The following is a 24,944-nucleotide window of genomic DNA, read 5'->3' as shown; positions in this document are numbered from 1 at the left end:
TGTGCTTCGTGCTTTTCGGTTGCGCCCCCGGGCCCTTCGTTACCTCAGGGTCCTTCGATACCTCAGGATGACAATCAGAGTTCCGTTTGCTGGGGTTCGCCCGTTATTTCGGTCAGTTGGGCGGCCTGCTTGCCCAGATTCGTGATGGCGATGACCTCGTCGCCTTCGCCCAGCCGCTGCAGGCGCACGCCCTTGGTGGAGCGACCGGCCTTGCGGATCTCGCCGACCTTAATGCGTATGACTTGGTTGGCGGAGGTGATCATCAACAACTGATCGTCGGGCGCGACCAAGATCTGGTCGACGACCTTGCCGATGTCTTCGCGCTCTTTGGCAAACGCCTTGACGCCCTTGCCGCCGCGCGCGGTGTGGCGGTATTCGCTGATCGGCGTCCGTTTACCGAAAGCACGCGTGGTAACGAGCAACACTTCGCGCCGTTCGTCTTCGACGACGTCCATTGCGATCAGTGTATCGCCCTTGTCGAGCGTCATCGCGCGCACGCCGCGCGCGTTGCGGCCCATCGGACGCACATCTTTCTCGTTGAAGTGCACGGCCATGCCGCGGACCGACGCCAGAATGATGTCGCGCGTGCCGTCCGAGAGATCGACCGAAAGCAATTCGTCGCCTTCGTCGAGATTGATCGCGTTCAGGCCATTGCGGCGCACGTTGGCGAACTCGTCGAGCTTCGTCTTCTTGATGACGCCCTTCTTCGTGACCATCACCATGTAGCGCTCGCCCCCGAACTTTGCGATGGGGAAGACGGCGGTCACTTCTTCGCCGGGCGGCAGCGTGAGCAAATTGACGAGCGCCGTACCGCGCGCTTGGCGCGTCGTGTCAGGAATCTCAAACCCGCGCAGCCGGTATGCACGGCCTTTGTTCGTAAAGAACAGTACGTGATCGTGCGTCTTCGTGATGAAGAAATTGCGCACGACGTCTTCCTGCTTCAGGTTCGCGATACCGATCACGCCGCGGCCTCCGCGGTTCTGCGTCTTGAACGTGTCCACCGAGACGCGCTTGATGTATCCGCCGACAGTGTACGTGACGACGACTTCGATGTTTGGAATGAGCGCTTCCACCGAGAACTCGTCCTCGGCCGGCACGATCTGCGTGCGTCGGTCGTCGCCGAACTTCTTCTTAACGTCCTGAATCTCGGTCTTGACGATGCCGGCGATGCGGCGCGCGCTCTTGAGAATGTCCTGGAGTTCGGCGATCAGTTTGATGAGATCGCGGTACTCTTCTTCGATCTTCTGCCGCTCGAGGCCGACCAGCGTCCGCAGGCGCATGTCGACGATCGCGGCGGCTTGCACGTCGCTGAGCTTGAAGCGCTTGCTGAGTTTCTCGCGCGCTTCGTCGGTCGTTTGGCTGCCGCGCACGATCTCGATGACTTCGTCGATGTTGTCGAGCGCGATCCGGTAGCCTTCCAGCAGGTGTGCGCGCTCTTCGGCCTTGCGCAAATCATATTGCGTGCGTTTGCGTACGACGTCTTTGCGGTGATCGATGTAATGCTCGAGCAGCTGCTTGAGCGAAAGCACTTGCGGTTCCAGCGGAACCGAACCATCGGGGCGCGGCGGGCCCGCCGGCACCAGCGCCAGCATATTGAATCCGAAGCTGGACTGCAGCGGCGTGTGCTTGTAGAGCTGGTTGAGCACGATCTTCGGAACGGCGCTGCGGCTCAGCTCGACGACGACGCGCATGCCTTTGCGATTCGACTCGTCGTGCAGCGCCGAGATGCCTTGAATGCGCTTCTCGGCGTGCGCTTCGGCGATCGCTTCTACGATGCGCCCGCGGTAAACCTGATACGGAATTTCCGTGATGATGATTTTGTGCTTGCCGCGTTCTTCGACGATCTCGGCCGTTCCGCGAATGATCACCGAGCCGCGGCCCGTCTTGTACGCTTCTTTGATCGCCTCGTGGCCCATCACGATGCCGCCGGTCGGGAAGTCCGGTCCCTTCACGATCTCGCACAGCGCATCGTCGGAGACTTTCGGATCTTCAATAATTGCCGCGATCGCATCCGCGATTTCGTTCAGGTTGTGCGGCGGAATGTTGGTTGCCATGCCGACTGCGATCCCGCTCGAACCATTGAGCAGCAGCTGCGGCAGTTTGCCCGGCAGCACGCTCGGCTCGGTTCCCTGATTGTCGAAATTCGCAATGAACGGAACCGTCTCTTTATCGATGTCGCTGAGCACTTCAAGCGAGGCCCGCGCCAGCCGCGCTTCCGTATAACGGTAGGCCGCCGGCGGATCGGGATCGATTGAGCCGAAGTTGCCGTGGCCGTCCACCAGCGGATAACGCAGTGTAAAATCCTGCGCCAGGCGCACCAGCGCGTCGTAGACCGACGAATCGCCGTGGGGGTGATACGCCTTGAGCACCTCGCCGATGATACCGGCGCACTTGCGATGCTGCTTGGTCGGCTCGAAGCCCATCTCGCGCATGGCGTAGAGGATGCGGCGCTGGACCGGTTTGAGGCCGTCGCGAACGTCGGGCAGGGCCCGCGATGCAATGACCGACATTGCATAGGAGAGATAGCTCTCCCGCATTTCGTCTTCGACGTTAATTTGCGTTACAATATCGTTATTCACTGCACTATTTAGATTCGCCGTATTGATGGAACGAACATTTTACAACGAAGCGCAGTTGCGCGAATTCGCGGCCGAGTTCGGCCGAGGACTGAAAGCCGGCGAGGTCGTCGGTCTTTCCGGTGCCCTGGGTTCGGGCAAAACGACCTTTGTCAAAGCGATCGTTTCAGCCAGACTGGAAGGAGACCCGGCGACAAGCCCATCGTTTACATTTTGGCACCGCTATACGGGCACGCCTTCCATCGACCATCTCGATCTCTATCGCGTCGAGGATCCGCGCGAGCTGGCCGAGCTTGGTCTGGAGGACGCATTCGACGGCAGCTCGATCGTGCTGGTGGAGTGGAGCGAACGGGCGGCCGATCTGCTTCCGCCGCTCGACTACGAGATCGCCATCGAAGGTAAGGGCGACGAGCCACGGCGCATCCGCGTGCACGCGCGATGAACGTGCTGGGCATCGACGCCGCGGCCGGCGGATTTTCGGCGGCGTTCATCGCTGAAGGCCGCGCACCGGTGACCATCGAGCTGGCCGGAAACGTCGCGCTCGAAGGCGGCTTGCGGGCGATTTCCGAGGTCCTCCCTAGCGACGGCTCCGCGAAGCCCGAGCGCATCGGCGTCGGAATCGGGCCGGGAAGTTTTACGGGTGCGCGCATCGCGATTAGCTACGCAAAGTCGCTCGCGCTCGGCTGGAAACTCCCACTGTGCGGCGTCTCGACGTTCGACGCATTTGAGGTGGGGTTGCAACACTCGGGGCCGCTGCTGACGGCGGTGCGCGGCCGCGCCGGCGTGGTATCGGTTCGCTTCATCACAGGTGACGGGGAGCGCCGCGCTTCGGGGTACATTCGGGACGTGCTTGCCGAGCTGCAGCCGCATTTACCGAAATCTTTCGCACTCACGGGCAACGGCGCGGAGGACGTGCTCGCGGCGCTTGGCGAACGCGGAAATGACGTGAAAATTCTCGCGCGCGCAGTCGAACCCGCCGCTCTGGCAATTGCAATGCTGGCGGCGCAGCGCGAATCGGCGCGCTCGCTGCACGAGATTCGCGCCGATTACGGCGAACTGCCCGCAGTGACAGTTCCGAAGCTGTGAAGCTCGAGCCGCGTCCGCCGGCTGCCGGCGGCGAACGCATGAGCGTCGCGCCGATGGCGGAGGCCGACGTTCGAGACGTTTTGCGGATCGAACAGCAATCGTTTACGACCAGCTGGCCGGCCAACGCGTTCTATCAAGAACTGCACGACAATAAACTCGCGCACTACTACATCGGGCGCATCGGTGACCGTCTGATGGCTTACGGCGGCATCTGGGTGATTCTCGAGGACTCGCACATCACGACGATCGCCGTCGACCCGGAGTTTCGCGGGCGTAAGTACGGCGAGATCATGCTGGTACGCCTCCTGGAGGAAGCCATCGCGCGCGGCGCGTCGTGGATGACGCTCGAAGTTCGCGAGAGCAACGAAATAGCGCAGTCGCTGTATCGCAAGTATGGATTCACTACCGTGTCAACCCGCCGCGGCTACTATAGCGACAATAACGAGAGCGCGCTGGTCATGTGGGCCGGAAACCTCAAGAGCGAGATTTACGGAAACCGCCTCCGTGCGCTCCGCTCGGCACTCCTCGATTGATCGCTGCCCTCATTCTGGGCACCGTGATGGGCGCCGCACCGCCGGCCTTAGAGGGTGTCACCATCGGCGAAAACCTCGCCAGCGTCGTTCGACGTCCTGAGTTTCCGAAAAATAGTGAGATGCCGACGGTCGTCAATACCGATATCGGTCACGTCTGGTCTTGGACTGAAAAAGATGGCACGCTCGAACGCCTGACGACAGATGACGACGGTGTCGTGCAAATGATAGAGATATTAGCGTCAGGCAAAAACCACAAACTGATCGACGTTCCCGTCGCGGGGTCGTTGCAATTCAATGAGTCTGGGCATATCAACGCCAACGATCGCGCAAACCCCGATCTATTTAGAGACGAGTGGCTTCCATTGGCCAACATGTTTGGAACCGTCTTGGGATACGCGATCGAGCCGAATTATGGTGTTGTCTTTGGCTTCCCAGCGGGCGACGGCGGCCTGATCGAGGTCGCCACGGGAACGAGGGATGCATTGTATACAACCGGCCTCATTCCGCGGAAGACCATGATTTCGGCCTCACCGCTTTTGCCAAGACCGGCCCATGGAAGAGTTTATAAGGCACCAAAATTAGTCTGGAGACAAGCCTGCAACGAATTTCGAGACCCTACGGCCTTTGTTCGAGTCGCAGTTCGCTCCGACGGAGTGCCTTCCGCCGCAACGATATTCTTGGGTAACGGTTACCCAAACCCCGCCCCGAATTGCGAGATGTATGAGAAGTTTCGTCCCGCGACGCTCAACGGAAAACCCGTGCCGTCGGTTTACTTCCAACGTTAGGCCTATGAAGATGGCGCGAAAGTGAATTTTGCCGAGCTCTGCAAGCGCGTTCGCAAGCATATCGGACAAGAACACCGCTACGAGCACTGCGTGCGGGTCGCGCGCATGGCTGAAAACCTGGCCCGCATTCACGGCGCGGATCCGGACAAAGCGCGAGTAGCCGGAATGCTGCACGATTTGGCGCGCCTCTATTCGAACGAAAAGCTGTTGGAAGAATCTGAACGCCGCGGAATGCCGATAAGCGAGTTCGAGCGCGCGCATCCGATCGTGCTGCATGCGCCGTTGAGCGCCGAGCTGGCGCGGTCGGACTTCGGCGTGGACGATCCGCAGGTGCTCTCCGCGATCGCCAAGCACACGCTCGCCGACGGTGAGATGTCGACGCTGGATTGCGTTCTCTACCTGTCGGACGGATGCGAGCCGGGGCGCGACTTCCCGGAGCAGGCCGAACTGGCCGCTTTGGCCGAGCGCGACCTGGCGGAGGCGATGCGCGCAACGATCCGGTCGTCTTTGCGGTATCTTAGGAGCAAGCATTTGCCGCTCGCCCCGCAAACGGCGGCGGCTCTAAAAACGTTCGGCGTAGACACTCTGACGGAGGCAACAACTGGCTGACATTCTTGACATAGTGCGAGCCGCCGCGCTCGACAAAAAAGGCGAGAACTTGATGGAGATCGACATCTCCGGCAAGACCATCATCGCCGACAAGTTCGTGATCGTCACCGGCCGCTCGAAGATTCAAACGCGCGCCATTGCGGATAGCATCGCGCAAGAAATCGAAGGTGCCGGCATGCATGTCGGACGGACCGAGGGCTACGCCGATGGAAATTGGATTCTAATCGATCTCGGAAACGTCGTCGTCCACGTCTTCACGCCCGAGATGCGGACGTTCTACAATCTCGAACGTTTGTGGGCCGAAGCCTCAGAACGGCAAGCGCAAAGCTCGTGAGCCCAAAACCGAAGATTAAATACGAAACTCAGTCCGCCCGCCGCCGGCGCGGACGCCTATTGCGCTTCGGCGTCTGGCTTCTTATAGGAGCCTTTGTGGCCAGCGGTCTTGTCGGGATGCTCGTTTTCGTCCGCTTTTAGGGACCGACGTCGCGAAACGTTTGCGCCGCCTCAATAAATGGCGTCGCCTGAATGCGCACGTCGCCGCGGAACGGATAATCCACAACCGCGATCAGATACAGCACGAGCGCCAGTGACATCGCCAGCATGCCGGTCATGGCGACCTGCGCGCTCACGCTGCGGAATGCGAACAGATAGGAAAACGCGATCGTCACCGCGGCCCCTAAGAACAGGATCGTCCACAAGAAGCCGTTTAGGCCCATGTTACCGAGCAGCAGACGGAATTCGCGATCCATCATTGTGGCTTGCAATCCGTCGATCAGCGATGTGAGCAGATCTTGCTGGGCGGGAGTCTTTACCTTCAGATGACGCACGTCGTAGGCGATGCGCTCGATCAGCGCGTTAGCTGCCTCGCTTTGGCCGCCGCTGTTCATCTTCGGCCATTCGTCGTTCACGACGAGATCGGCATAGCGGGCGATCTGCATTCGTAAACTCCGCGTGGCCGCCGGAAAAGCGTCAACCCGGCGGTACACGACGATCAGCTGACTGGCTTCGTCGTGCACGCGCACTTCGGCCGCGTCGAACCGCTGCCACGTCGCAATCGCCAAAAATGCCAGCACGACCGCATACACCACACCGACGACGGCAAACATAAAACCGGCGATATCGTTGTGATCTTCGAGCATGGTCTGCGGGAGGTAGCGATGTGCCAAAAGGCCCGTCCCAACCGCAAGCAGGACGAACCCGCCAACGAAAATCAGCGCGCCCAGATAGACGGGCATCGTCGCGAAAACGTGCACGGCGCGGCCTTCGGCGGCGGACGAGGGCACGCCTAGAAGCACCGTGAACTCCAAATCCGTGCGACGATTATTTTCATCCGCCCTCGCGCTCGCGTTCGTAACTTCGCAGGCGCTGACCATCCCGGCGCAGGCCCAAACCTATCCGGCTTCAGCATTGAGCGCCCTTCACTGGCGGCTCATCGGTCCGTTCCGCGGAGGGCGCGCCATCGCGGTTACCGGCGTGCCCGGGCAGCCCGAGAAGTTCTATTTCGGCTCGGTCGGCGGCGGCGTTTGGGAAAGCATTAACGCCGGGCGGACGTGGACGCCGATCTTCGACGGCGTTTCGGTCGCGTCGATCGGGGCGATCGCGGTTGCACCCAGCGATACGAACGTAATCTATGTCGGAACCGGCGAAGCCGACATGCGATCCGATATCCAGCACGGTGACGGCATGTACCGATCGGCCGACGGCGGCAAGACGTGGTCGCACATCGGTCTGGCCGACACGCGGCAGATCGGCAAGATCGTCGTCGATCCCAAAGATGCGAACATAGTTTACGTTGCTGCCCTGGGCCATCAATATGGCCCGAATGCGGAACGCGGCGTCTTTAAGTCAACCGACGGCGGCCAGACGTGGAGCAAGGTGCTCTACAAGGACGAAAACACCGGTGCGATCGATCTCGCGATCGATCCGTCCGACTCCAACATCCTCTTTGCATCGCTGTGGCAGACACGCCGCCCGCCGTGGAACGTCTATCCGCCCAGCAACGGTCCCGGCAGCGGACTTTTCAAGAGCACCGACGCCGGCGCGACCTGGACGCAAATAACGGGCAACGGTTTTCCCAGCAAAGTCGGGCACATCGGGATTTCGATTTCTCCGGCAAACCATAACCGGATCTACACGCTCGCGGATACGAACGAAGTCAAGACGGGCGGCGTCTACCGTTCCGACGACGGCGGCGCGACATGGGCCAAGATCGACGGCGAGACGCGCATTTGGAACCGCGGCTGGTACTTCAGCAAGATAACCGCGGATCCAAAAAACGCGGACGAAGTGTACGTCATGAACACGTCAACGTACCGTTCGACCGACGCCGGCAAATCGTTCACCGCTATCAAGGGCGCGCCGGGCGGCGACGACTATCACCAACTCTGGATCTACCCCGACGATCCGAGCCGCATGATTCTCGGCAGCGACCAAGGCGTGATCGTTTCCATCGACGGCGCCAAGACGTGGAGTTCCTGGTACAACCAGCCGACCGGGCAGTTTTATCACGTCATCACCGACAACCGTAACCCATATTGGGTGTACGGCGCGCAACAGGATTCAGGCGCAATGGCCGTGCCCAGCCGCTCGATCCATCGCGGAATCAGTTTCCGGGATTGGCGGCCGATCAACGCCGGCGGCGAAAGCGGCACGATCGCCCCCGATCCGCTGCATCCCGCGTTCCTCTACGACAATACGGGAACTTACGAAGACATCGACACGGGCTGGCAGGACTCGCTCGACCCGACGGAGCGCTATCCCGACCGCGTTTTGCGCGATACCTGGACGCTCCCGATCGCCATCTCTCCGCAGAATCCGCACGTGCTCTACCTGAGCCATCAGGAGATCTTTCGATCCGGCAACAGCGGCAAGTCATGGACGATCATCAGTCCGGATCTCACGCGCAAGACACTGACCGTCCCAGGCAATCTCGATCCGGCGACTATCGCCGACAGCACGGGACTGCCGCGGCGCGGCGTCGTCTACTGGATCGCGCCTTCGCCCGTTCGCGCGCACCAAATCTGGGCCGGCACCGATGACGGATTCATCTGGATCACGCGCGATGAGGGGACGCACTGGCTCAACGTGACGCCGCCGCAACTCACGCCGTGGAGCAAAGTGGGCATCATCGACGCCTCTCATTTCGATGCGGGCACCGCATATGCCGCGATCGATCGCCACCGCCTCGACGACAACCATCCCTACATCTATAAGACGCATGACTTCGGCGCGCACTGGACGGCGATCACGAACGGCATTCCCGCCGCCGAATCCGTCAACGTCGTCCGCGAGGATTCAAGACGCCGCGGCTTACTCTATGCCGGCACCGAACGCGCGGTCTACGTTTCGTTTAACGACGGATCGAGCTGGCAGTCGCTGCAGCTGAATCTGCCGGCGGCTTCGATGCGCGACATCGTCTTCAACGGCAGCGACATCGTGCTCGCGACGCACGGTCGCGCCTTCTGGATACTTGACGACGCCTCGCCGCTGCGGCAGCTCACTACCGCCGTCGAAAACTCGAGCGCGCATCTCTTCAAGCCCTCGCTGACCTACCGCTGGCAGCCGGGCTCCGACGAAGGCACGCCGATTCCGCCCGACGAGCCGACGGCCGACAATCCGTCCGCGGGCGCGAGCATTTACTATTACATCGGGCACGCGAACACGCCCGTGCAGCTGCAAGTCCTCGATGCCTCCGGGCGCGTTCTGCGCCAGTGGTCGTCGAGCGATAAACCCACGATCGTCGATCCCAAGACGCTGAACATTCCCGCATTTTGGATCAAGCCGCAGTTGCCGCCGTCCAGCGACCCCGGCTTGCACCGTTATGTTTGGGATCTCCATTACAGCGAACCCGGAGCCTCGCGCCGCCGCGGCGCCGGACCGCTTGCCGTGCCGGGCCGCTACACGATTCGCATGAACGTGAACGGCACGTCATACACGCAACCCCTGACGCTCGCGCGTAATCCGCTCTATCCGGCGAACAACGCCGACGATCGCTTGCAGTACCAATTCCTGCGCGCGATCGAAGCGCAGAGCGCGCTCGTGGCCGACGGACAGAAACGCGCCGATGCCTTGCTGAAATCACGCGGCGCAAAGATGTCCGCGGCGCAGCTCGCGCAGTTAAAGACGATCATCGGGATGGCTCCCAAAAATTCTCCCGACGATTCGGTCGGCAAACCGGCCGAGGACTTTAACAGCCTGCGGTACATCGGCGCCGAGCTCCAAAGTCTCGAAGGCGCCAACGAACTCGGCGATGCACGGCCGGATCCTGAAGACTATGCAACCCTCCGCATCCTGCAAAAGAAAGCAGCGTCCGCTTTGCGGACGCTGCATATGCTGGAGTTGGCGAATCCTTAGCGCGTAGCCGAGTCGTACCAGCGCGACAGGTCGGCCTTGAACTGCGCCAGCGACGGCGTGTTCAAGTACACCATGTGACCGGACTGGTAGAACCGGAACGTCATGTTCCGTGCAACCGCCGGCGAGACGCCCAAATGATTGAGCGTGTACGCGGCCGCAAAGTACGGCGTCGCGAAGTCGTAGTAACCGCCCGCAAGCAGTACTTTGAGGTGCGGATTCTGCGACATCGCCTGCGCGAGATCGGGCGCAACGTTCGCGGGCGGATCTTGCGTGTCGCCGTAGATTCCCACGTGGTGCATGTCCCAACGCGCGCCGAGCTGCGTGTACGCCGTGGGGCGGTAGACCATGTTCGTTGTAAAATGCAACTGATCGTGCACGTAACGGCCGAAGGCGCCGACGTAGGCGCCGGTAACCGCAACGTCCGCCGGATCCCATTCGGGACCATCGGCGGCCGCATCCAAACCGTAGCTGCTGAAGCGTGAATCCAAGCGCCCAACGATCTGATCGCCGGTGCGCAGCAACTGCTTTTCAAACCGCGGATACGGAACGCGTAGATCCGAGTCCCGGATATAGGCTTCGGACAAGCCGAGGTACGCGTGAAGCTTGTGCACGATGTCGTCCCGCGTAGACGGACTCATGCGGTCGCCTTGGGCCAGTCCGTGCATGTATTCGTTGCCGGCGAACTCCTCGACGCCGCGCAAGAAGGTCGTCAGGCTGGCCGGCCGGTTCGGAACCATGTGATGGTACCACGCCGTTGCCGCTTCGCTCGGAAGGTAGAGCACGTATGCCCAGTCACCTCCGGCGATCGGATTGGAGCCGCCTAAGCCCGTCAAGCCGAAGTTCAGAATTGCCGAGAGCAGCACGACTCCGTTGAACTGCACACCCGCGCCTTGCAGCATGTTGACGAGCACGGCGTCGCGCGTCGTGCCGTAGCTTTCGCCGAAGAGAAACTTCGGCGAATTCCAGCGATTGAATTGCGTGATGTAGCGCTGGACGAACTGCGTGAACGCGCGCCCGTCCTGATCGACGCCCATGAAGTCCTTCGGGTCGCCGTAGCCGATGACGCGGCTGTAGCCGGTGTTCGGCGCATCGATGAAGACGAGGTCCGACTTGTCGAGCAGAGTATAGCGATTCTCGTTCAGGCCGTACGGCGCGGAAGCCGTCGCTACGCCGTTGGCCGTGACGACCCGCACGGGAGAGAACGACCCCATGTGCAGCCAAATCGTCGAGCTTCCCGGCCCGCCATTATAGAAAAACGTTACCGGTCTGCGGCTGAGATCGGCTCCGTCCTTCGTATAGGCGACATAGAACATGTGCGCCGTGATTTGATCTTTCGCGTCGCGCAACGTGATCGTCCCCGCGCGCGCGGTGTAGGGAATCGTTTGTCCGGCCACGTGCGCAACGTGATGCGAGACCGCATCGCGCGGCGGGGCGGGAACGTACGGTTTGGGCGGCGGTGTTGCCCCGAGCGTCGCGAGCACGCTGACGGCGGTAATGATGGCGAGCAAGTTTTTCATCATGTCCTCAGCGTCCGAGCGCGCTGTCGTACCAGCGGGCGAGATCGCCTTTGAATTGGGCGAGTGCGTTATCGTTCAGATAGACCATGTGTCCGGCTTGGTAGAAACCGAACGAGATGTTGTTCTGCAGTGCGGGCGCGATGCTGAGGTGCCGCAGTGTATAGACGGTTGCGAAATACGGCGTCGCAAAATCGTAGTAGCCGTTGGCCGAAAAGACTTTCAGGCTGGGATTCTGCGTCATCGTTGAGGCGAGGTCCGGCGCGACGTTGGGCGGCTCGCGGCGGTTGTGCGTGAAGTCCCACGAGTTGCCGTTGCCATAGATGATCCCGTAGATGTTGGGACGGTACTGCAGCGACGTGTCGTATTTCAGATCGTTGCGTAAGTACTGATTGATCGCCGTTGTAAACGGCGCATCGATTCCGGCGTCCGTTGGATCCCAGGCCGGGCCCTCGTCGCCGGCGCGGTCGAGCGCATAGGTTTGGTAACGCGCGTCCAAGCGCCCGACGATGATGCCTTGCGAACGCAAGAGCTGCTGCTCGAAGCGATAGTACGGCACGCGCAAATTGCTTTCGCGCACGTACTGCTCGGAAACGCCGAGATACATACTCAACTTGTGAACGACGTCGTTGCGCTCGGATGCGCTCAGCGTTCCGCCTTTATACAGCGCGTCGAGATACTCGCCCATGGCAAACTGCTCGACCGGCTGCAGAAACGTTGCGAGATCGGCCGGCTTGTTGCGGATCTTTCCGTGGTACCATGCGGCGGCAGCTTCGGTGGGAAGGTACAGAACGTACGCCCAGTCGCCGCCCGCCACCGGATCGCCGTTGCCGAAATCCAATCCGAAGTTGAGGATCGACGAGAGCAGCACCACGCCGTTGAGCGCGATGCCGTGACCTTGCAGCGAACTCGCGAGCGCCGCGGAGCGCGTCGTGCCGTAACTTTCACCGAAGAGAAACTTGGGCGAGTTCCAGCGGCCGAACTTGGTGATGTAGCGCTGGATGAATTGGTCGAAGGCTGCAACGTCTTGGTCCACGCCGAAGAACATTTTCGGACTGCCGGCGCCGATGATGCGGCCGAATCCGCTGTCGGGCATGTCGATGAAGACCAAGTCGCTCTTGTCGAGCAGACTATACGAGTTGTTCGCAATGTGGTACGGCGGCGGCCCCGAGGCCGAACCGTCGGAAGTCAGCACGCGCACCGGTCCGAGCGAGCCCATGCGCAGCCACATCGTCGAGCTGCCCGGCCCACCATTATAAAGGAAGGTGATCGGCCGCGATCCGGGATCCGCGCCGTCGATCGTGTAGGCCGTGTAGAAAATGCGCGCGGTCGGCACGTCCTTGTCGTTGCGCACCGTAATCGTGCCCGCTCGCGCCGTGTACGCGATCGGCTGACCGCCGATGACGGTCGTATGCTGCGTCACCGAATCGGCCGTTTCGCCGTCGCTCGAGTCGGGCGGGGGAGCCGGTGAGGCTTGCGTCTGCGAAGCGCGCGGAGGAGGCGCCGCGGCCGGAACCATCGATCCGGCAAGCGCGAAGAATAAAAGGAAGGCTACAAGGTGTTTCATTGCGCCCTACCTATTCGCTTAGGTGTAGAGTCGTCCTATGGGTGCGGCGTAGCGCTGCTCGACGATCCGCCGCCTGACTTTGAGCGTCGGCGAGAGCTCGCCGTCTTCTATCGTCAGGTCGCGCGGCAGAAGCGCGATACGGCGCACTTGCTCGAAAGGCGCCAGGTCCGCCGTGTTCTCGCGCACTTGCTTCGTCATGAATGCGACCACGTCGTCGCGCTCGGCCAGAACTCCGGCGGCGACATCGTTCGCGATGCCGAGTTCGCTGCGCACCAACTGCCAGTTCGGAGAAATTAACCCGACCGGATGCGCCCGCCCCTCCCCCAAGATAAACGCCTGGTTGACGTAGATGGACCGCTTGATCGCCGACTCCACGCGCGCCGGCGCGATGAACTTGCCGCCCGACGTCTTGAACAGCTCGTTCTTGCGATCGGTTATCCGCAGAAAACCATCCGCATCCACTTGGCCGACGTCGCCGGTGTGGTACCAGCCGTCGCGTAACGCTTGCGCGGACGCGGTTTCCTTCTTATAGTAGCCGAGCATCACGCCGGGTCCCCCCACCAAGATTTCTCCGTCGGGCGCAATCGCAATCTCTACACCCGGAATCGCTCTGCCGACCGTGCCGTACCGGTTTTCAGGCAGCGTGTTTACTGAAACGACCGGCGAGCATTCCGTCGGACCATATCCTTCGACAATTGGAATCCCGCAGCCGAGCATCGTCATCGCCACGTCGAAATGCAGCGGCGCGGAGCCGCTGACGAAATACACCAGCCGGTCCAAGCCGAGCCGTGGACGAATTTTGCGCAGCACCAGCATATGCGCGATCCGGTATTGCAGCGATAGTGCGGCGCTGGGGCGCACGCCGCGCGTTCGCGCGCTCATGTAGTCGCGCCCGATGCCGAGCGCCCACGGCACGAGTTTGGCGCGCAGCCCGCCTTCTTCTTTAGCGACGCCGATGATGCGCGCGATCACGCGTTCGAAAAGGCGCGGCACCGCCGTCATCGTTACCGGACGCACGTCGCGCAGATCTGCCAACAGGTTTTCGGCGTCGCGCGCAATGTGATGGCGCATGCGCCGCGTCATGTAACCGTACAGGATCGTGTGCTCGTAGATGTGTGAGAACGGCAGGACGGAGAGCACGTCGGAGCCCTTCGGCAGCAGATCGAACGCGTAGCTGAACGACGACTCCATATTGAATGCGATGTTGTAATGCGAGAGCATCACGCCCTTAGGCTCGCCGGTGGTGCCCGAGGTGTAGATCAGCACGGCCATATCGTCCGGGTTTAACGCGCGTTCCCACTCGGCCGGCTGATTCTCGTTGCTCGCGCGAGCTTGCGCGCCTTGCGTCTCCAGCGCCTCGAGCGAATCAGCGCCCGCGCTTTGAAAGATCGTAACCGGGACATCGGTTAACGCTCGGACGGTCTGCGCGGCTTGGGGCGTATCGACGAAAACGAGTTTCGCCTCGGAGTCACGCAAGATATAGGCAACCTGGTCCGGCGCCTGCGTCGGAAAGATCGGCACGACCACGCAGCCGGCGAAGAGTATTGCGAAATCCGCGACTATCCAGTCAACGCAATTTTTCGCCATCAGCGCAACGCGATCGCCGCTCTGCAATCCGCTCGCGCGAATCGCGCATGCGAGATTCTCGACCCGTTCGAGCAACCGCTGCGACGACGTTGCTGTCCACACGCCGTCCACGCGTTCCGACAGCGCCGCGTCGCGCGGATATGACAAGGCCCGCCGGATAACCGCCGGCAACGTCTCTCGCGGCGGCAGCGCGCGCTCCATCGTTTCGGCGTTCGCTGCGGAGTAGTGCTCTCTTGCTACTTTACAATGACGTACTGCGCAATCGCATCAATGCGCCGCTGCGTCATGCCGGAGACGTCCGCAAGTTCGTCCACCGACGCAAACGCGCCGTTCTGCGAACGATACGCGACGATGCGCGCCGCCAGCGTTTCACCCAGTCCGGGCAGACGCGCCAAGTCGGCCGCATCAGCCGCATTCAGATCGATGCTTGCAAGAGGAATGTCCGGGGCGCGTGCGCGCGCTCGCTTGGCGCGAGGTGCGCGTTTCTTCGCGGCGCTCGAACACTCACCCAGCTTGGGAACGCGAATCTCTTCGCCGTCTTGGACCGGCTGCGCGAGATTGACCGCCGCGGCATCGGCTTGTGAGAGAAACCCGCCGGCTTGCAAAACGGCATCGTTCGCGCGCGAGCCGGACCGGACGCGGTACAGACCGGGCCGGCGCAGCTCGCCTGCAAGATACACAACGAGCAGCGTCGCAGCCGGGTGCGGGTGAGCCGTCGCGGGTGCAGCTGCCGGCCGGACCGGCGCGATCGCCGCCACCGGCGCGGGCGCCGGATGCAGAAACGCGAGCCCCACCAGGATCGCGCCCGCCGCGAGGATCGCCCAAGCTTTCACACCGCACATTCACGCGATCGGGCGCGGATGGAAAGGGTTGGTGCGCTCGGCGGCTCTATAAGAGCCTTTCCGATGGCCGAACCGTACGATTTTCGATCCGTCGAACGCAAGTGGCAGCAGCGCTGGGAGGAGCAGGGCATCTTTCGCGCGCGCGAAGATCCCGCGCGTCAAAAATACTACGTGCTCGTCATGCTTCCGTACCCGTCGGGCGATCTGCACATCGGACACGCGAAGAATTATACGCTCGGCGATTCGATCGCACGCATGATGCGTATGCTCGATTACAACGTCATCCACCCGATGGGCTGGGACGCCTTCGGCTTGCCCGCGGAGAATGCGGCAATTGCGCGCGGAGCCGACCCGTCGAAGTGGACGCACGCCAATATCGTTAACATGGAGCGCCAAGTACGCTTGATCGGTACCAGTTACGACTGGTCGCGCGAAATTGCCACCTGCGATCCCGAGTACTACCGCTGGAATCAATGGCTATTCTTGCGGCTGTACGAGCACGGCCTGGCGTATAAACGCGAAGCGCCCGTCAACTGGTGTCCGCACGATCGCACCGTGCTGGCCAACGAGCAGGTCATCGACGGACGCTGCTGGCGCTGCGAAACCTTGGTCGAGCGGCGCAACCTCTCGCAGTGGTTCTTGAAGATCACCGATTATGCGGAACGCCTGCTGAACGATCTCGAGAAGCTGGAGGGATGGCCGGAGCGCACGCGCACGATGCAGCGCAACTGGATCGGGCGCAGCGAGGGCGCGCAGTTCGCGTTCGCCGTCGAAAACTCCGACGAACGGATCGCTGTGTTTACGACGCGGCTTGACACGCTCTTCGGCGTGACGTATCTCGCCGTAGCGCCCGAGCACCCGGCGGTGCCGAAGATCGTCACGAAGAAACAGCGCGCGACCGTCGAGCAGTTCACGCAAGGTCTTCGCTCCAAGTCGGAACTCGAGCGGACGAGTTTGATGGAAAAGCAGGGCGTTTTCACCGGAGCCTTTGCCATCAATCCGCTCTCGCACGAGCGTGTGCCGATTTGGGTGACGAACTACGTGCTCGCGGAGTACGGCACGGGCGCGGTGATGGGCGTGCCCGGACACGACCAGCGCGACTTTGAATTTGCGCGCAAACACGGACTGCCGGTAGCGCAGGTCGTCGCGCCGCCGGGTTCCGATCTGCAAGCGCCGTTGACGGAATCCTATTTGGAAGACGGCCGCCTCGTTGCGAGCGGCGATTTCACCGGCATGTCGAGCGAACGCGCCCGCAAAGCCATCGCTGAGCGGCTCGTGACGATTGGCGCCGGCGAGCCGAAGGTGAACTTCCGCATTCGCGATTGGCTGGTCTCGCGACAGCGCTATTGGGGCACGCCGATTCCGATCGTCTACTGCGAAAAGTGCGGCGAACAGCCTGTGCCGGACGATCAGCTGCCCGTATTGCTGCCGGCGGACGTGCCGATTACCGGCGAGGGATCGCCGCTCGCCAACGATCCAACTTTCAGCAACACGACGTGCCCGAAATGCGGCGGTCCCGCCAAGCGCGAGAGCGATACGATGGACACGTTCTTCGAATCATCATGGTACTATCTGCGCTATCTCGACCCGCACAACGACCGCGCGCCCTGGGATCCGGCCAAAGCGAACTACTGGATGCCGATCGATCAATACATCGGCGGCGCCGAGCACGCCGTGCTGCACTTGCTGTACTCGCGCTTCTTCTACAAGTTCTTTCACGATCGCGGCTGGGTGAGCGGCGCCGACGAGCCGATCACGCGCCTCTTCCATCAAGGCTTCGTGCTGTACAACGGCGAGAAGATGAGCAAGTCGCGCGGCAACGTGATCGGCATCGACGAAGTCGTCGACAAGCGCGGCGTCGACGCCATGCGCCTGTTTCTGCTGTACGTCACGCCGCCTGAAGATACGAGCGACTGGACTGACGAGGGCATCAACGGCCGCGTGCGTTTTGTCAATCGCGTGTGGCGCGCGTGCGAACCCTTCCTGGACCGCGCGAAAGAAGCGAACGTGGGCGACCTTCCGGATGCGCAGAGCGCCGAAGAAAAAGTGCTACTGCGCGCGGTGCACGTGGCGGCGAAGTCCGCAGTAGACGAAACGCTGTCGCGCCGCTTTCATTATAATACGACGATCGCCAAACTGGACGAATACGTCAACGCGCTGACGGCGCTCGAGCAGGAGGCGCCTGAATCGCCGCTGGTTGCCTACGCCGTGCGCGCGCTGCCGCTCATCATGGCGCCCTTTGCGCCGCATCTGGCCGACGAGCTCTGGGAGCGCATGGGGCACACTACGTCGGTGCATTTGGAGCGGTATTTCGAACCCAACGAAAGCGCGATGGCGCTCGAAACGATTACACTGGTCGTGCAAGTGAACGGCAAGATCCGCGCGCGGTTGGAAGTCGCTCCGGGAATCAGCAAGGACGAAGCCTTCGCGCTGGCCCTAGAGCAGGCGCCGGTTCAAGCTCAGCTCGACGGTAAAGAAGTTCGCAAACGCATATTCGTCGCGGACAAGCTACTCAACATCGTCGCCTGATCAGAAGCTAGCCGGAGGCGCTAAGCGCCGGAGTCCTGAGCAGCGCCCGTTAGGCAGGTGACGAAGGGCACGCCTCAACAATCGACTCAGCTGCCGTAGTTGGAATGACACGCGTCAGCTTCAGACCGGCTTGAGCCAGCAATGCCCCATATTCCGCCGCAGTGCGTTCGCGGCCGCGCAGCATCGTCAGCATTTGCGCGTCGGTGACATTCGCCGCGCTCCAACGGTTCGGCTCGTCGAGGAGCAGCGCTTCAACAATAAGGACGCGGCCGTCCGCAGGCATCACTTTCCGGACGTTCTGCAAAATCTTCAGCGCTTTGATGTCATCCCAATCGTGCAAGATATGCGCCAGCACAAATGTCTTGGCGCCCTGCGGAGCGCGTTCGAAAAAATCGCCGGCTTCGAAACGAATGCGAGCCTGCTCGGGCCCCAGCGATCGCTCGGCCAGCTTCAGCGCGCCGGGGAGGTCGAACAGTATGCCGTCCGCGCCCGGAAACGCTCGTAGAATCGCGCCAAGCACCAATCCGGAGCCGCCGCCGATGTCGGCGATGGGCGACGCGTGCGAAAAATCGTAGGCGTCGGCCACGGCTTGCGCGTGCAGCGGCGCAACGGACGCCATCGCGTTGTCGAAGAGCTCGCCCATTTCGGGATGCGCGCTTGCATATTCAAAGAATCCGCTGCCGTGCACGATCTCAAACGCCGGCATGCCGGTGCGCAGCGTTTCTTCCAGCCGTCCCCAGGGTCCTAAATGCCACGGCTCGCCGACGTAGCGCACAAAATCCGCGACGTTTCCCGGCGTCCGGCTCGCAGCGTAGCGTCCGATTCGCGTCAACTCAAAACGTCCGTCGCGCAACTCGCGCACGATGTCGTAGCCGGACAACAACTTTAGGATGCGCCGCACGCTGCCTTCGTGCAACCCGAGATCGCGCGCGAGCTCCGCGGGAGTCGCCGCGCCGCGTGCAAGGCGATCCGGAATGCCCACTTTCACTATCGCACGCAGGGCGAGTGCGGGCCATATTCCGGTTGCCAGTTCCAGGATAGCGAACTGCGGCGGCAGCACGCGCCGCCGAACGGACGACGCCCACACGAACAACGGAGTAGCCGCGCGCACCAGCGCGAGCGGAAGCTTCACCGCGCTACCGGCAGCGCATCCTTAAAGAACTCGTAGGTCTCACTGATTCCGTCGCGCAGCTGCACGCGCGGCACCCACCCTAGTTCTTTTTTGGCTAATGCGCAATCGAACTGTGCGTCACGCGCGTCGCCCGGCCGTTTGGGCGCGTGCACGACCGGCGGCTCAAATCCCGACACTTTGCACAGCGTCTTGTAAATGTCGTTGACGCTGGTGCGGTGGTTCGTCCCAACGCAGTACATCCCGCCGGAGCCTCCTTCGAGTGCGGCGAGATTAATGTCCGCAACGTCGCGCACGTAGACATAGTCGCGCGTTTGATCGCCGTCCCAGTCGATGCGCACTTCCTGTTTCGTCAAGAACTTCGCGATGAAAATCGCAATTACGCCGGCTTCGCCGTTCGGATCTTGGCGCGGTCCATAGACATTTCCGTAGCGCAGCGAGGTAAAGTCCAGCCCGCGCTCCTTCTGATAGAAACGCAGGTAGTGTTCGCCGACCATTTTCGTGATGCCGTACGGCGACTCGGGATGCTGCGGCGTGCGCTCGTTCATCGGCAGACGCTCCGGCGTGCCGAAGGTCGCGCCGCTGGACGCATAGATGATCTTCTGTACTCCGTTTCGGACCGAGTTTTCCAAGACGTTGAGCAAACCCACGACGTTCACTTGCGCGTCGTAGATCGGATCGCGCGAGCCGATCGCGACGCTGGCTTGAGCCGCGTGGTGGCTGACGACGTCCGGTTTAAACTCTTGAAAGATACGCGTGAGGCCTTCGTCGCGGATGTCCATGTGTACGAAGAGCGCGCGCTGCGGCACGTTTTGGCGGCGTCCGCCGCCGTGTTCCCACAGCGCGTCGAGCACCAGCACTTCGTGGCCGGCGGCCAAGTACGCGTCGGCGACGTGCGAGCCGATGAATCCGGCCCCGCCGGTGACCATGATGCGCATGCAAGCTCCTTTAATTCTTTGCCGCTCGTCGCAGTTGCGTTATGTGGCACGCTCCCCGCTGCTGCTCCTGGGCGCCGCAGCTGCCCTTGGGGCAGCGGCCACACAACCCCTTGGATCCGATGTGCGCCTCTTGGTACTCTGCGCGAGCGTCGCGTTGTGCGTCTGGCTTGCGATGACTCGTGCGGAGCTTGGGCGGCTTCGCGCGGCCGCCGCACTCGCCCTGGTCGCGGGCGGCGCAAGCGCACTCTGGCATGCCGCGTTACCGGCTCCTTCCTTTAAAGAACACACGGCGCGCCTCGCGTGCACGATTCTGAGCGACGCCGCGGTCGAAAACGGAAACGCTTCCTACACCTGCGCAACGGATGACGGCGTAAAGCTTGCCGTCTCGAGTCGCGGCGCCGTGCCGCGGGCCGGAACGCGCATACTCGTGCGCGGACGGATCGAAGCGTTCGATGCGCCGCGCAATCCGGGCGAACCGGACGAACGGGCGATTCAACTGGAGCGCGGTATTTCAGCACGCGTCAGCGGCGCGCGCGTCCTGCGGATGCTGCCGGACGGGCCGTTGAGTTTGGATCTCGTTCTCGCACGTGCGCACGCCTGGGCGCTCGAGCAGTTGCGTTTGCGCCTGCCGGAGCCGTCGGCGACAATTCTGGCGGGCGAACTGTGGGGCGAACGCGCGTCGCTGCCGCCGGAACTGCGCAGCGAATTTCAAGAGACCGGGACGGTGCACGTGCTCGTGACGGCGGGTTTGCATCTGGGAGTCGTCGCCGCATTGGTTTTGGCTCTGCTGCGCGCGTCCACCGTCCCGCGCGGGCTCGCCTGTGGACTTGCGATCGCCGCGATCTGGAGTTACGCGGTTTTTAGCGGCGCGCATCTGCCGGCGCTGCGCGCGGCGACGATGATCTCGGTCGCCTTGACGGCGTACGGTTTCGGTCGCGCGGCGCGCGCCTGGAGCATGTACGGCGGGGCGCTGCTGGCGATAGCGCTTATGGATCCGCAGGCGATTTCGAGCGCTTCGTTCGCGCTGTCGTTTTCGTGCGTGGGCGCGATTCTGCTCTGCGCGGATTCGATCGACGCCCAACTCGAGCGATGCTCGGCGTTGCCGGCTCGTCTGCGCGAAGCGCTTGCGTTAACGCTGGCGACGCAACTCGGCACGTGGCCGCTGACCGCCTCGATCTTTTTGTTCTTCGCGCCATATGCCGTATTTGCAAATGCGGCCGTCGTACCGTGCGTCGGCGCAACGATGATCCTGGGAGCGCTGCAACTCGCATTCGCGCCGCTGCCGCCGCTCGCGCAAGCCGCCGCCAATCTCAATGGTTGGCTGTTAGCCTGGATCGTCGCCGTCGTTCACTCGATCGCGTCGTTGCCGGGCGCGTCGCTGGCAGCCATGCCGCCGCCGCCGTGGAGCATTGCGGTCTATGACTGTCTCTTGGTCGCAGCCGTTCTTCTTTGGAAGAAAGAGTCTCGGACCGCGGCGCCGGCACTTTTTCTTTTCGGCGCGATCTTGGTCGCGTGGCCGCCACGCGCAAACGATTACCGCTTGCGCATCACCGTGCTCGACGTTGGGCAGGCCGATGCGATCGTAATCCGCACGCCGCTCGGTCATGCATTGCTGGTGGACGCGGGCGGCCGTTTGGAGCAAGGACGGGGAGCCGAATCCTCAGCGGAACGAGTCGGCGAACGAATCGTGGTCCCGTTTCTCCGCCGCGAAGGCGTACGCACAATTGACGCAATCATCTTGTCGCACCCACATGGTGATCATGCCGGCGGCGTTGTGCCCGTACTTCGCGCCCTTCGCGTTACCGAATTTGCCGATAGCGGGCAGCGCTATCCCGGTTTCGCGTATAACGACGCTCTCGCACTCGCGCGCGGCGAACATGTGCCGCTCGTCTATCCGCGCGCCGGCGCGGTTTGGCAGACGAGTGACGGCGTCACGCTGACCTTTATCGGCCCATCCCTTCCAATGTTGGTTGGAACACGCAACGACATTAATAACAACTCGCTCGCCTTCATCTTGCAATACCGCTCGTTCCGCATGCTTTTCACGGGCGACGCCGGCGCCGAAGCAGAGCAGCGATTCTTAAGCGAAGGCGTGGGGTTACGATCGACGGTTCTGAAGGTCGGACATCATGGATCCGCCTACGGCAGCACGCCCGCGTTCATCGCGGCCGTTCATCCACGTTACGCGATCATATCCGTGGGCCGGCACAATATGTTCGGCCACCCGGCGCCCCAGACGCTTGAAACGCTGCAACGCCTCGGCGCGCAGGTTTATCGCACGGATGCGAACGGCGCAGTTACGGTCACGACCGATGGCCTGGCGGTCGAGCTGCATACGATGGTGTCACGGTAACGCCGATGCTAGTTTCGTAGACCGTGGGATGCGGCGGACGCGTCACTTAATACTTGTAATTGCGACCACTCAAGAACGTTCTCCGGGACCACATAATTGAGCCTTCGCAGCCACGAACTAGCAATTGAGGGAATCCGCAGATTCTCGACACGCACCCTTATCGGAAGCAAGAGCTCAGCTCCAGGCCCAAGCGATGTCGTACAACCCGGAATCTGCCAAACCGGCTGGCTCTTGTCGAGATAGGCAGTAGTATTTAACGGCATCGCATCGGCGATCGGCAGCCCCGATCGTCCGGTCGGCGCCAAGGTTGCTTTGAAATACAGCGGACAAGGCAAGGCGCTCTTGGCCGTATTGCGTATGACCAACGAAAACCCAAGGTCGTGGTGCGGTTTATCGAACCATAAGTCACGCGCATCAAAGTCTACAAACCTGCTCACGTCTGTCGCGTTGGATCGCGCGGGGAGCAAACGTCTAAGCGGCGGCGTAAAGGCCGCTTGAGCCGGTAATTGGTTTTGAACGGGAAAGAACAACACGGGCGAAGGCGCCGGGTCCGTTGTGCGCAATGCCGGCTTTACGGTTACTCTCGTCGTCCACACTTGCGGCACGGCATTTGTATGATTGTCGACCCAGATTGGATGGAACCCACCTGCCGGATCGGCAAACATTCCGGAAAAGTCTCCCGCGTTCATGGCAAATGAATGGAAGCCCAGCGACGCGCTCAATCTGTATTTGCCATTAATGTTGATCGAGAGATTGTCTTGGCTCACTCGATCGGCGGTCCAAGTTGTTTCTGCACCCGAGACACGACGAGTCGGAATCCAAGATGCGCCCCCATCGGTAGATGCGCGAAAGGCGATGTCCCAACCCTGACCGGCGGGATGCTGTTGGCGATCGTACCAAAACACTGCGACGACCCCGCGGTTGTTCACTGCGACTGTCGGCTCGAATGCGCCGGCGCCATAACGGCCGGTTGTCGGATCGTCCAGAATAAGCGGCGTGCTCCAGCGGCGGCCATCCGAGCTGTGCGCGATCAAGATACTCGAATGTCCGAGGCGAAAATCACACCAAGCCACATAGATCGTCCCTGCGAAGCGGGAACGCGATCTATCAAATGCTGCCGACGGGTAGCATGAAAAAGCGCGATCGTCTATATCATAGTCGGAGGCAATACGGCTTCGGCTGGTAACGGTTCCATCCGTCAGACTCAATGACGTATAGATCAGCTCTGCATTGGGAATTCCAGGCTGATTGTCGCTCAAGTTTCGAAGACGTCGCAAGCTTTCTGGTAGCGGCAGCCGCGTGTACCCAACCGTGCCAAACGTTTGGAAATTCCTATAGCCGCCGGTGTTGATCGACACGAGCTTGTGAACGTCGGGCGCGAAGTTGCTTATCGTAAGCTTCCCGTTGCCTACTGCTTGCCACAGAGAAGCCCCGCCGGCGATCCTGCCGATCGTACTTTCAGGCGCGTCACCGCTCATGGCGATTTCACCGTTTTCTGGAGGAGTGAGAAGCGTGGCGCGATCGAGAAACGGCGTCGTCTGCCACAAAGTCCAGTTGCGAAGGTCCTTCGAGCGAAAGATCTTATTCGTGCTTGGTGGCAACATGGTCGCAAGAAAATAGGCCTCACCCGATTGTCCGAACGCACAGCTCGGATCGCTCGCCGGTCCGATCTCCATGCCGAATTGCCAATGCCTGCCCGCGTCACGCGATACGTAAACCGCATCCCGTTCTCCGGTAAACGGATCAGGCTTACGCCTATCCAGCGTTATGGAACATGCCAGCAAATCGTTGCCGTTCTTGGGACTCTGGGCGATAAAGACTTCGGCGTGTTGATTTTGAGGTCGCTGGGCGCTAACTTGCACGATCTTTTCGATGAATATCTGTCCATCCGACGTCGGAGCTTTGATAACGCGCTCGTCGGTAGATGAGCCAACCAGCGCAGTGGTTGTGAGAAGCACCACGAGCACTGCAGCCGCGCCGGCCACGGACGTTCGGGCCAGTATCATATTGGCATCTAGGGGTGGCTCCGATTTTTTGTTTCACCGGCGCAATTACCGTCACGACCGATGGCCTGGTGGTCGAGCTGCATACAATGGTAAGATAACAAACGGAGGTAATGATGAAACTCCGAGCACTTATTCCATTCGCTCTGCTTTGGATTGTCGTGGCGGTCGCCCCGGCCGCAGCCCAAGGCTCGGCCCAGTTCAAGGCATGCATGCGGACTGCGAAGACGCAGTTGGCCATGAACATGTGCGCAGGCAATGAAGCGGCCTTGCGCGCGATGCAGATGAATTCAATCTATAACAAGCTCGTGTCCCTCGCCGCAAAAGAGCCGGGAGCGGCTGCAAAGGTTGCAGCTTCTCAGAAAGCTTGGGCGGCATACACCGACGCATATGTCGAAGCGCTCTATCCCGCAAGCGATAAGCAGGGCATGTATGGATCCATCTATCCTATGGAAGTAGCCCTTGCCCGTAGTGACCTAATTCAGCAGCACATCGCGGATCTCAAGGCCTTAGTGAAAGCGTACCAGCAGCGGAAATAGG

Annotated in this window: 19 protein-coding genes; 10 read left to right on the top strand and 9 right to left on the bottom strand. The window is 61.4% G+C overall.

What is annotated here, in order from left to right; translation table 11 throughout:
* Positions 1 to 74: 74 nt before the first annotated feature.
* Positions 75 to 2,579, bottom strand: coding sequence for a DNA gyrase subunit A (gyrA, locus tag VFO29_12775; protein ID HET9394382.1), 2,505 nt, complete (start codon positions 2,577 to 2,579; stop codon positions 75 to 77).
* Positions 2,580 to 2,604: 25 nt separating this feature from the next.
* Here gyrA and tsaE point away from each other — a divergent pair, with 25 nt between their 5' ends.
* From tsaE to rsfS, 6 genes are read left to right on the top strand one after another with little or no spacing between them, the layout of a single operon-like run.
* Positions 2,605 to 3,018 (top strand): tRNA (adenosine(37)-N6)-threonylcarbamoyltransferase complex ATPase subunit type 1 TsaE, encoded by a 414-nt coding sequence (gene tsaE, locus VFO29_12770; protein HET9394381.1) that lies wholly within the window; start codon positions 2,605 to 2,607, stop codon positions 3,016 to 3,018.
* Positions 3,015 to 3,662 carry a tRNA (adenosine(37)-N6)-threonylcarbamoyltransferase complex dimerization subunit type 1 TsaB gene (tsaB, locus tag VFO29_12765; GenBank protein ID HET9394380.1) on the top strand — a complete coding sequence of 216 codons (648 nt, stop codon included), beginning with the start codon at positions 3,015 to 3,017 and terminating at the stop codon, positions 3,660 to 3,662. Before tsaE ends, tsaB begins: the two co-directional genes overlap by 4 nt.
* Positions 3,659 to 4,195, top strand: coding sequence for a ribosomal protein S18-alanine N-acetyltransferase (rimI, locus tag VFO29_12760; GenBank protein HET9394379.1), 537 nt, complete (start codon positions 3,659 to 3,661; stop codon positions 4,193 to 4,195). Before tsaB ends, rimI begins: the two co-directional genes overlap by 4 nt.
* Complete coding sequence (locus VFO29_12755) at positions 4,192 to 4,980, top strand: hypothetical protein (GenBank protein ID HET9394378.1); 789 nt, start codon at positions 4,192 to 4,194, stop codon at positions 4,978 to 4,980. The genes rimI and VFO29_12755 overlap by 4 nt, the downstream gene beginning before the upstream one ends.
* 21 nt (positions 4,981 to 5,001) lie before the next feature.
* Positions 5,002 to 5,589 carry a bis(5'-nucleosyl)-tetraphosphatase (symmetrical) YqeK gene (gene yqeK / locus VFO29_12750; protein HET9394377.1) on the top strand — a complete coding sequence of 196 codons (588 nt, stop codon included), beginning with the start codon at positions 5,002 to 5,004 and terminating at the stop codon, positions 5,587 to 5,589.
* Between the two features lie 13 nt (positions 5,590 to 5,602).
* Entirely contained in the window at positions 5,603 to 5,923 is a 321-nt protein-coding gene (gene rsfS, locus VFO29_12745; GenBank protein HET9394376.1) for a ribosome silencing factor, read from the top strand.
* 136 nt (positions 5,924 to 6,059) lie between these two features.
* Here rsfS and VFO29_12740 read toward each other — a convergent pair whose 3' ends face one another.
* Positions 6,060 to 6,842 (bottom strand): hypothetical protein, encoded by a 783-nt coding sequence (locus VFO29_12740; GenBank protein ID HET9394375.1) that lies wholly within the window; start codon positions 6,840 to 6,842, stop codon positions 6,060 to 6,062.
* A gap of 58 nt (positions 6,843 to 6,900) precedes the next feature.
* On the opposite strand from VFO29_12740, the gene VFO29_12735 reads away from it, so the two are divergent.
* A complete protein-coding gene (locus VFO29_12735) occupies positions 6,901 to 9,942 on the top strand; it encodes a hypothetical protein (GenBank protein HET9394374.1) in 3,042 nt (1,013 codons plus the stop codon).
* Here VFO29_12735 and VFO29_12730 read toward each other — a convergent pair.
* From VFO29_12730 to VFO29_12715, 4 genes are read right to left on the bottom strand one after another with little or no spacing between them, the layout of a single operon-like run.
* Positions 9,939 to 11,462 carry a hypothetical protein gene (locus tag VFO29_12730; GenBank protein HET9394373.1) on the bottom strand — a complete coding sequence of 508 codons (1,524 nt, stop codon included), beginning with the start codon at positions 11,460 to 11,462 and terminating at the stop codon, positions 9,939 to 9,941. The two genes, VFO29_12735 and VFO29_12730, sit on opposite strands and share 4 nt — an antisense overlap.
* Before the next feature lie 4 nt (positions 11,463 to 11,466).
* A complete protein-coding gene (locus tag VFO29_12725; protein HET9394372.1) occupies positions 11,467 to 13,023 on the bottom strand; it encodes a hypothetical protein in 1,557 nt (518 codons plus the stop codon).
* 18 nt (positions 13,024 to 13,041) lie between these two features.
* Positions 13,042 to 14,811 (bottom strand): long-chain fatty acid--CoA ligase, encoded by a 1,770-nt coding sequence (locus VFO29_12720; protein ID HET9394371.1) that lies wholly within the window; start codon positions 14,809 to 14,811, stop codon positions 13,042 to 13,044.
* Between the two features lie 35 nt (positions 14,812 to 14,846).
* Positions 14,847 to 15,443, bottom strand: coding sequence for a helix-hairpin-helix domain-containing protein (locus VFO29_12715; GenBank protein ID HET9394370.1), 597 nt, complete (start codon positions 15,441 to 15,443; stop codon positions 14,847 to 14,849).
* A 72-nt stretch (positions 15,444 to 15,515) separates the two neighbouring features.
* Between VFO29_12715 and leuS the strand changes: the two genes are divergently transcribed.
* Entirely contained in the window at positions 15,516 to 17,981 is a 2,466-nt protein-coding gene (leuS, locus tag VFO29_12710) for a leucine--tRNA ligase (protein ID HET9394369.1), read from the top strand.
* 49 nt (positions 17,982 to 18,030) lie between these two features.
* On the opposite strand, the gene VFO29_12705 is transcribed toward leuS, so the two are convergent.
* Both VFO29_12705 and VFO29_12700 read right to left on the bottom strand, forming a co-directional pair.
* Complete coding sequence (locus VFO29_12705) at positions 18,031 to 19,113, bottom strand: methyltransferase (GenBank protein ID HET9394368.1); 1,083 nt, start codon at positions 19,111 to 19,113, stop codon at positions 18,031 to 18,033.
* Positions 19,110 to 20,048, bottom strand: coding sequence for an NAD-dependent epimerase/dehydratase family protein (locus tag VFO29_12700; protein HET9394367.1), 939 nt, complete (start codon positions 20,046 to 20,048; stop codon positions 19,110 to 19,112). Before VFO29_12700 ends, VFO29_12705 begins: the two co-directional genes overlap by 4 nt.
* Here VFO29_12700 and VFO29_12695 point away from each other — a divergent pair.
* Positions 20,014 to 22,401, top strand: a complete 2,388-nt coding sequence (locus tag VFO29_12695; protein HET9394366.1) for a DNA internalization-related competence protein ComEC/Rec2 — start codon at positions 20,014 to 20,016, stop codon at positions 22,399 to 22,401. The genes VFO29_12700 and VFO29_12695 overlap by 35 nt on opposite strands.
* 8 nt (positions 22,402 to 22,409) lie before the next feature.
* On the opposite strand, the gene VFO29_12690 is transcribed toward VFO29_12695, so the two are convergent.
* Entirely contained in the window at positions 22,410 to 24,407 is a 1,998-nt protein-coding gene (locus tag VFO29_12690) for a hypothetical protein (protein HET9394365.1), read from the bottom strand.
* Between the two features lie 110 nt (positions 24,408 to 24,517).
* Between VFO29_12690 and VFO29_12685 the strand changes: the two genes are divergently transcribed.
* Complete coding sequence (locus tag VFO29_12685; protein ID HET9394364.1) at positions 24,518 to 24,943, top strand: lysozyme inhibitor LprI family protein; 426 nt, start codon at positions 24,518 to 24,520, stop codon at positions 24,941 to 24,943.
* The last annotated feature ends 1 nt before the right edge of the window (position 24,944 follow it).

Origin of the sequence: Candidatus Rubrimentiphilum sp. (assembly GCA_035710515.1) — a bacterium.
Taxonomy (GTDB): Bacteria; Vulcanimicrobiota; Vulcanimicrobiia; order Vulcanimicrobiales; family Vulcanimicrobiaceae; genus Rubrimentiphilum.
Note: the sequence above shows the minus strand (reverse complement) of the source record. Positions and strands in the feature narration are given on the sequence as shown.

What these genes read in the sequence shown, in the direction of transcription:
- tsaE (HET9394381.1), top strand. Translation starts at nt 2,605, where the DNA reads ATGGAACGAACATTTTACAACGAAGCGCAGTTGCGCGAATTCGCGGCC.
- tsaB (HET9394380.1), top strand. Translation starts at nt 3,015, where the DNA reads ATGAACGTGCTGGGCATCGACGCCGCGGCCGGCGGATTTTCGGCGGCG.
- VFO29_12730 (HET9394373.1), bottom strand. Translation starts at nt 11,462, where the DNA reads ATGATGAAAAACTTGCTCGCCATCATTACCGCCGTCAGCGTGCTCGCG.
- VFO29_12725 (HET9394372.1), bottom strand. Translation starts at nt 13,023, where the DNA reads ATGAAACACCTTGTAGCCTTCCTTTTATTCTTCGCGCTTGCCGGATCG.
- VFO29_12720 (HET9394371.1), bottom strand. Translation starts at nt 14,811, where the DNA reads ATGGAGCGCGCGCTGCCGCCGCGAGAGACGTTGCCGGCGGTTATCCGG.
- leuS (HET9394369.1), top strand. Translation starts at nt 15,516, where the DNA reads ATGGCCGAACCGTACGATTTTCGATCCGTCGAACGCAAGTGGCAGCAG.
- VFO29_12695 (HET9394366.1), top strand. Translation starts at nt 20,014, where the DNA reads ATGAATCCGGCCCCGCCGGTGACCATGATGCGCATGCAAGCTCCTTTA.
- VFO29_12700 (HET9394367.1), bottom strand. Translation starts at nt 20,048, where the DNA reads ATGCGCATCATGGTCACCGGCGGGGCCGGATTCATCGGCTCGCACGTC.
- VFO29_12690 (HET9394365.1), bottom strand. Translation starts at nt 24,407, where the DNA reads ATGATACTGGCCCGAACGTCCGTGGCCGGCGCGGCTGCAGTGCTCGTG.
- VFO29_12685 (HET9394364.1), top strand. Translation starts at nt 24,518, where the DNA reads ATGATGAAACTCCGAGCACTTATTCCATTCGCTCTGCTTTGGATTGTC.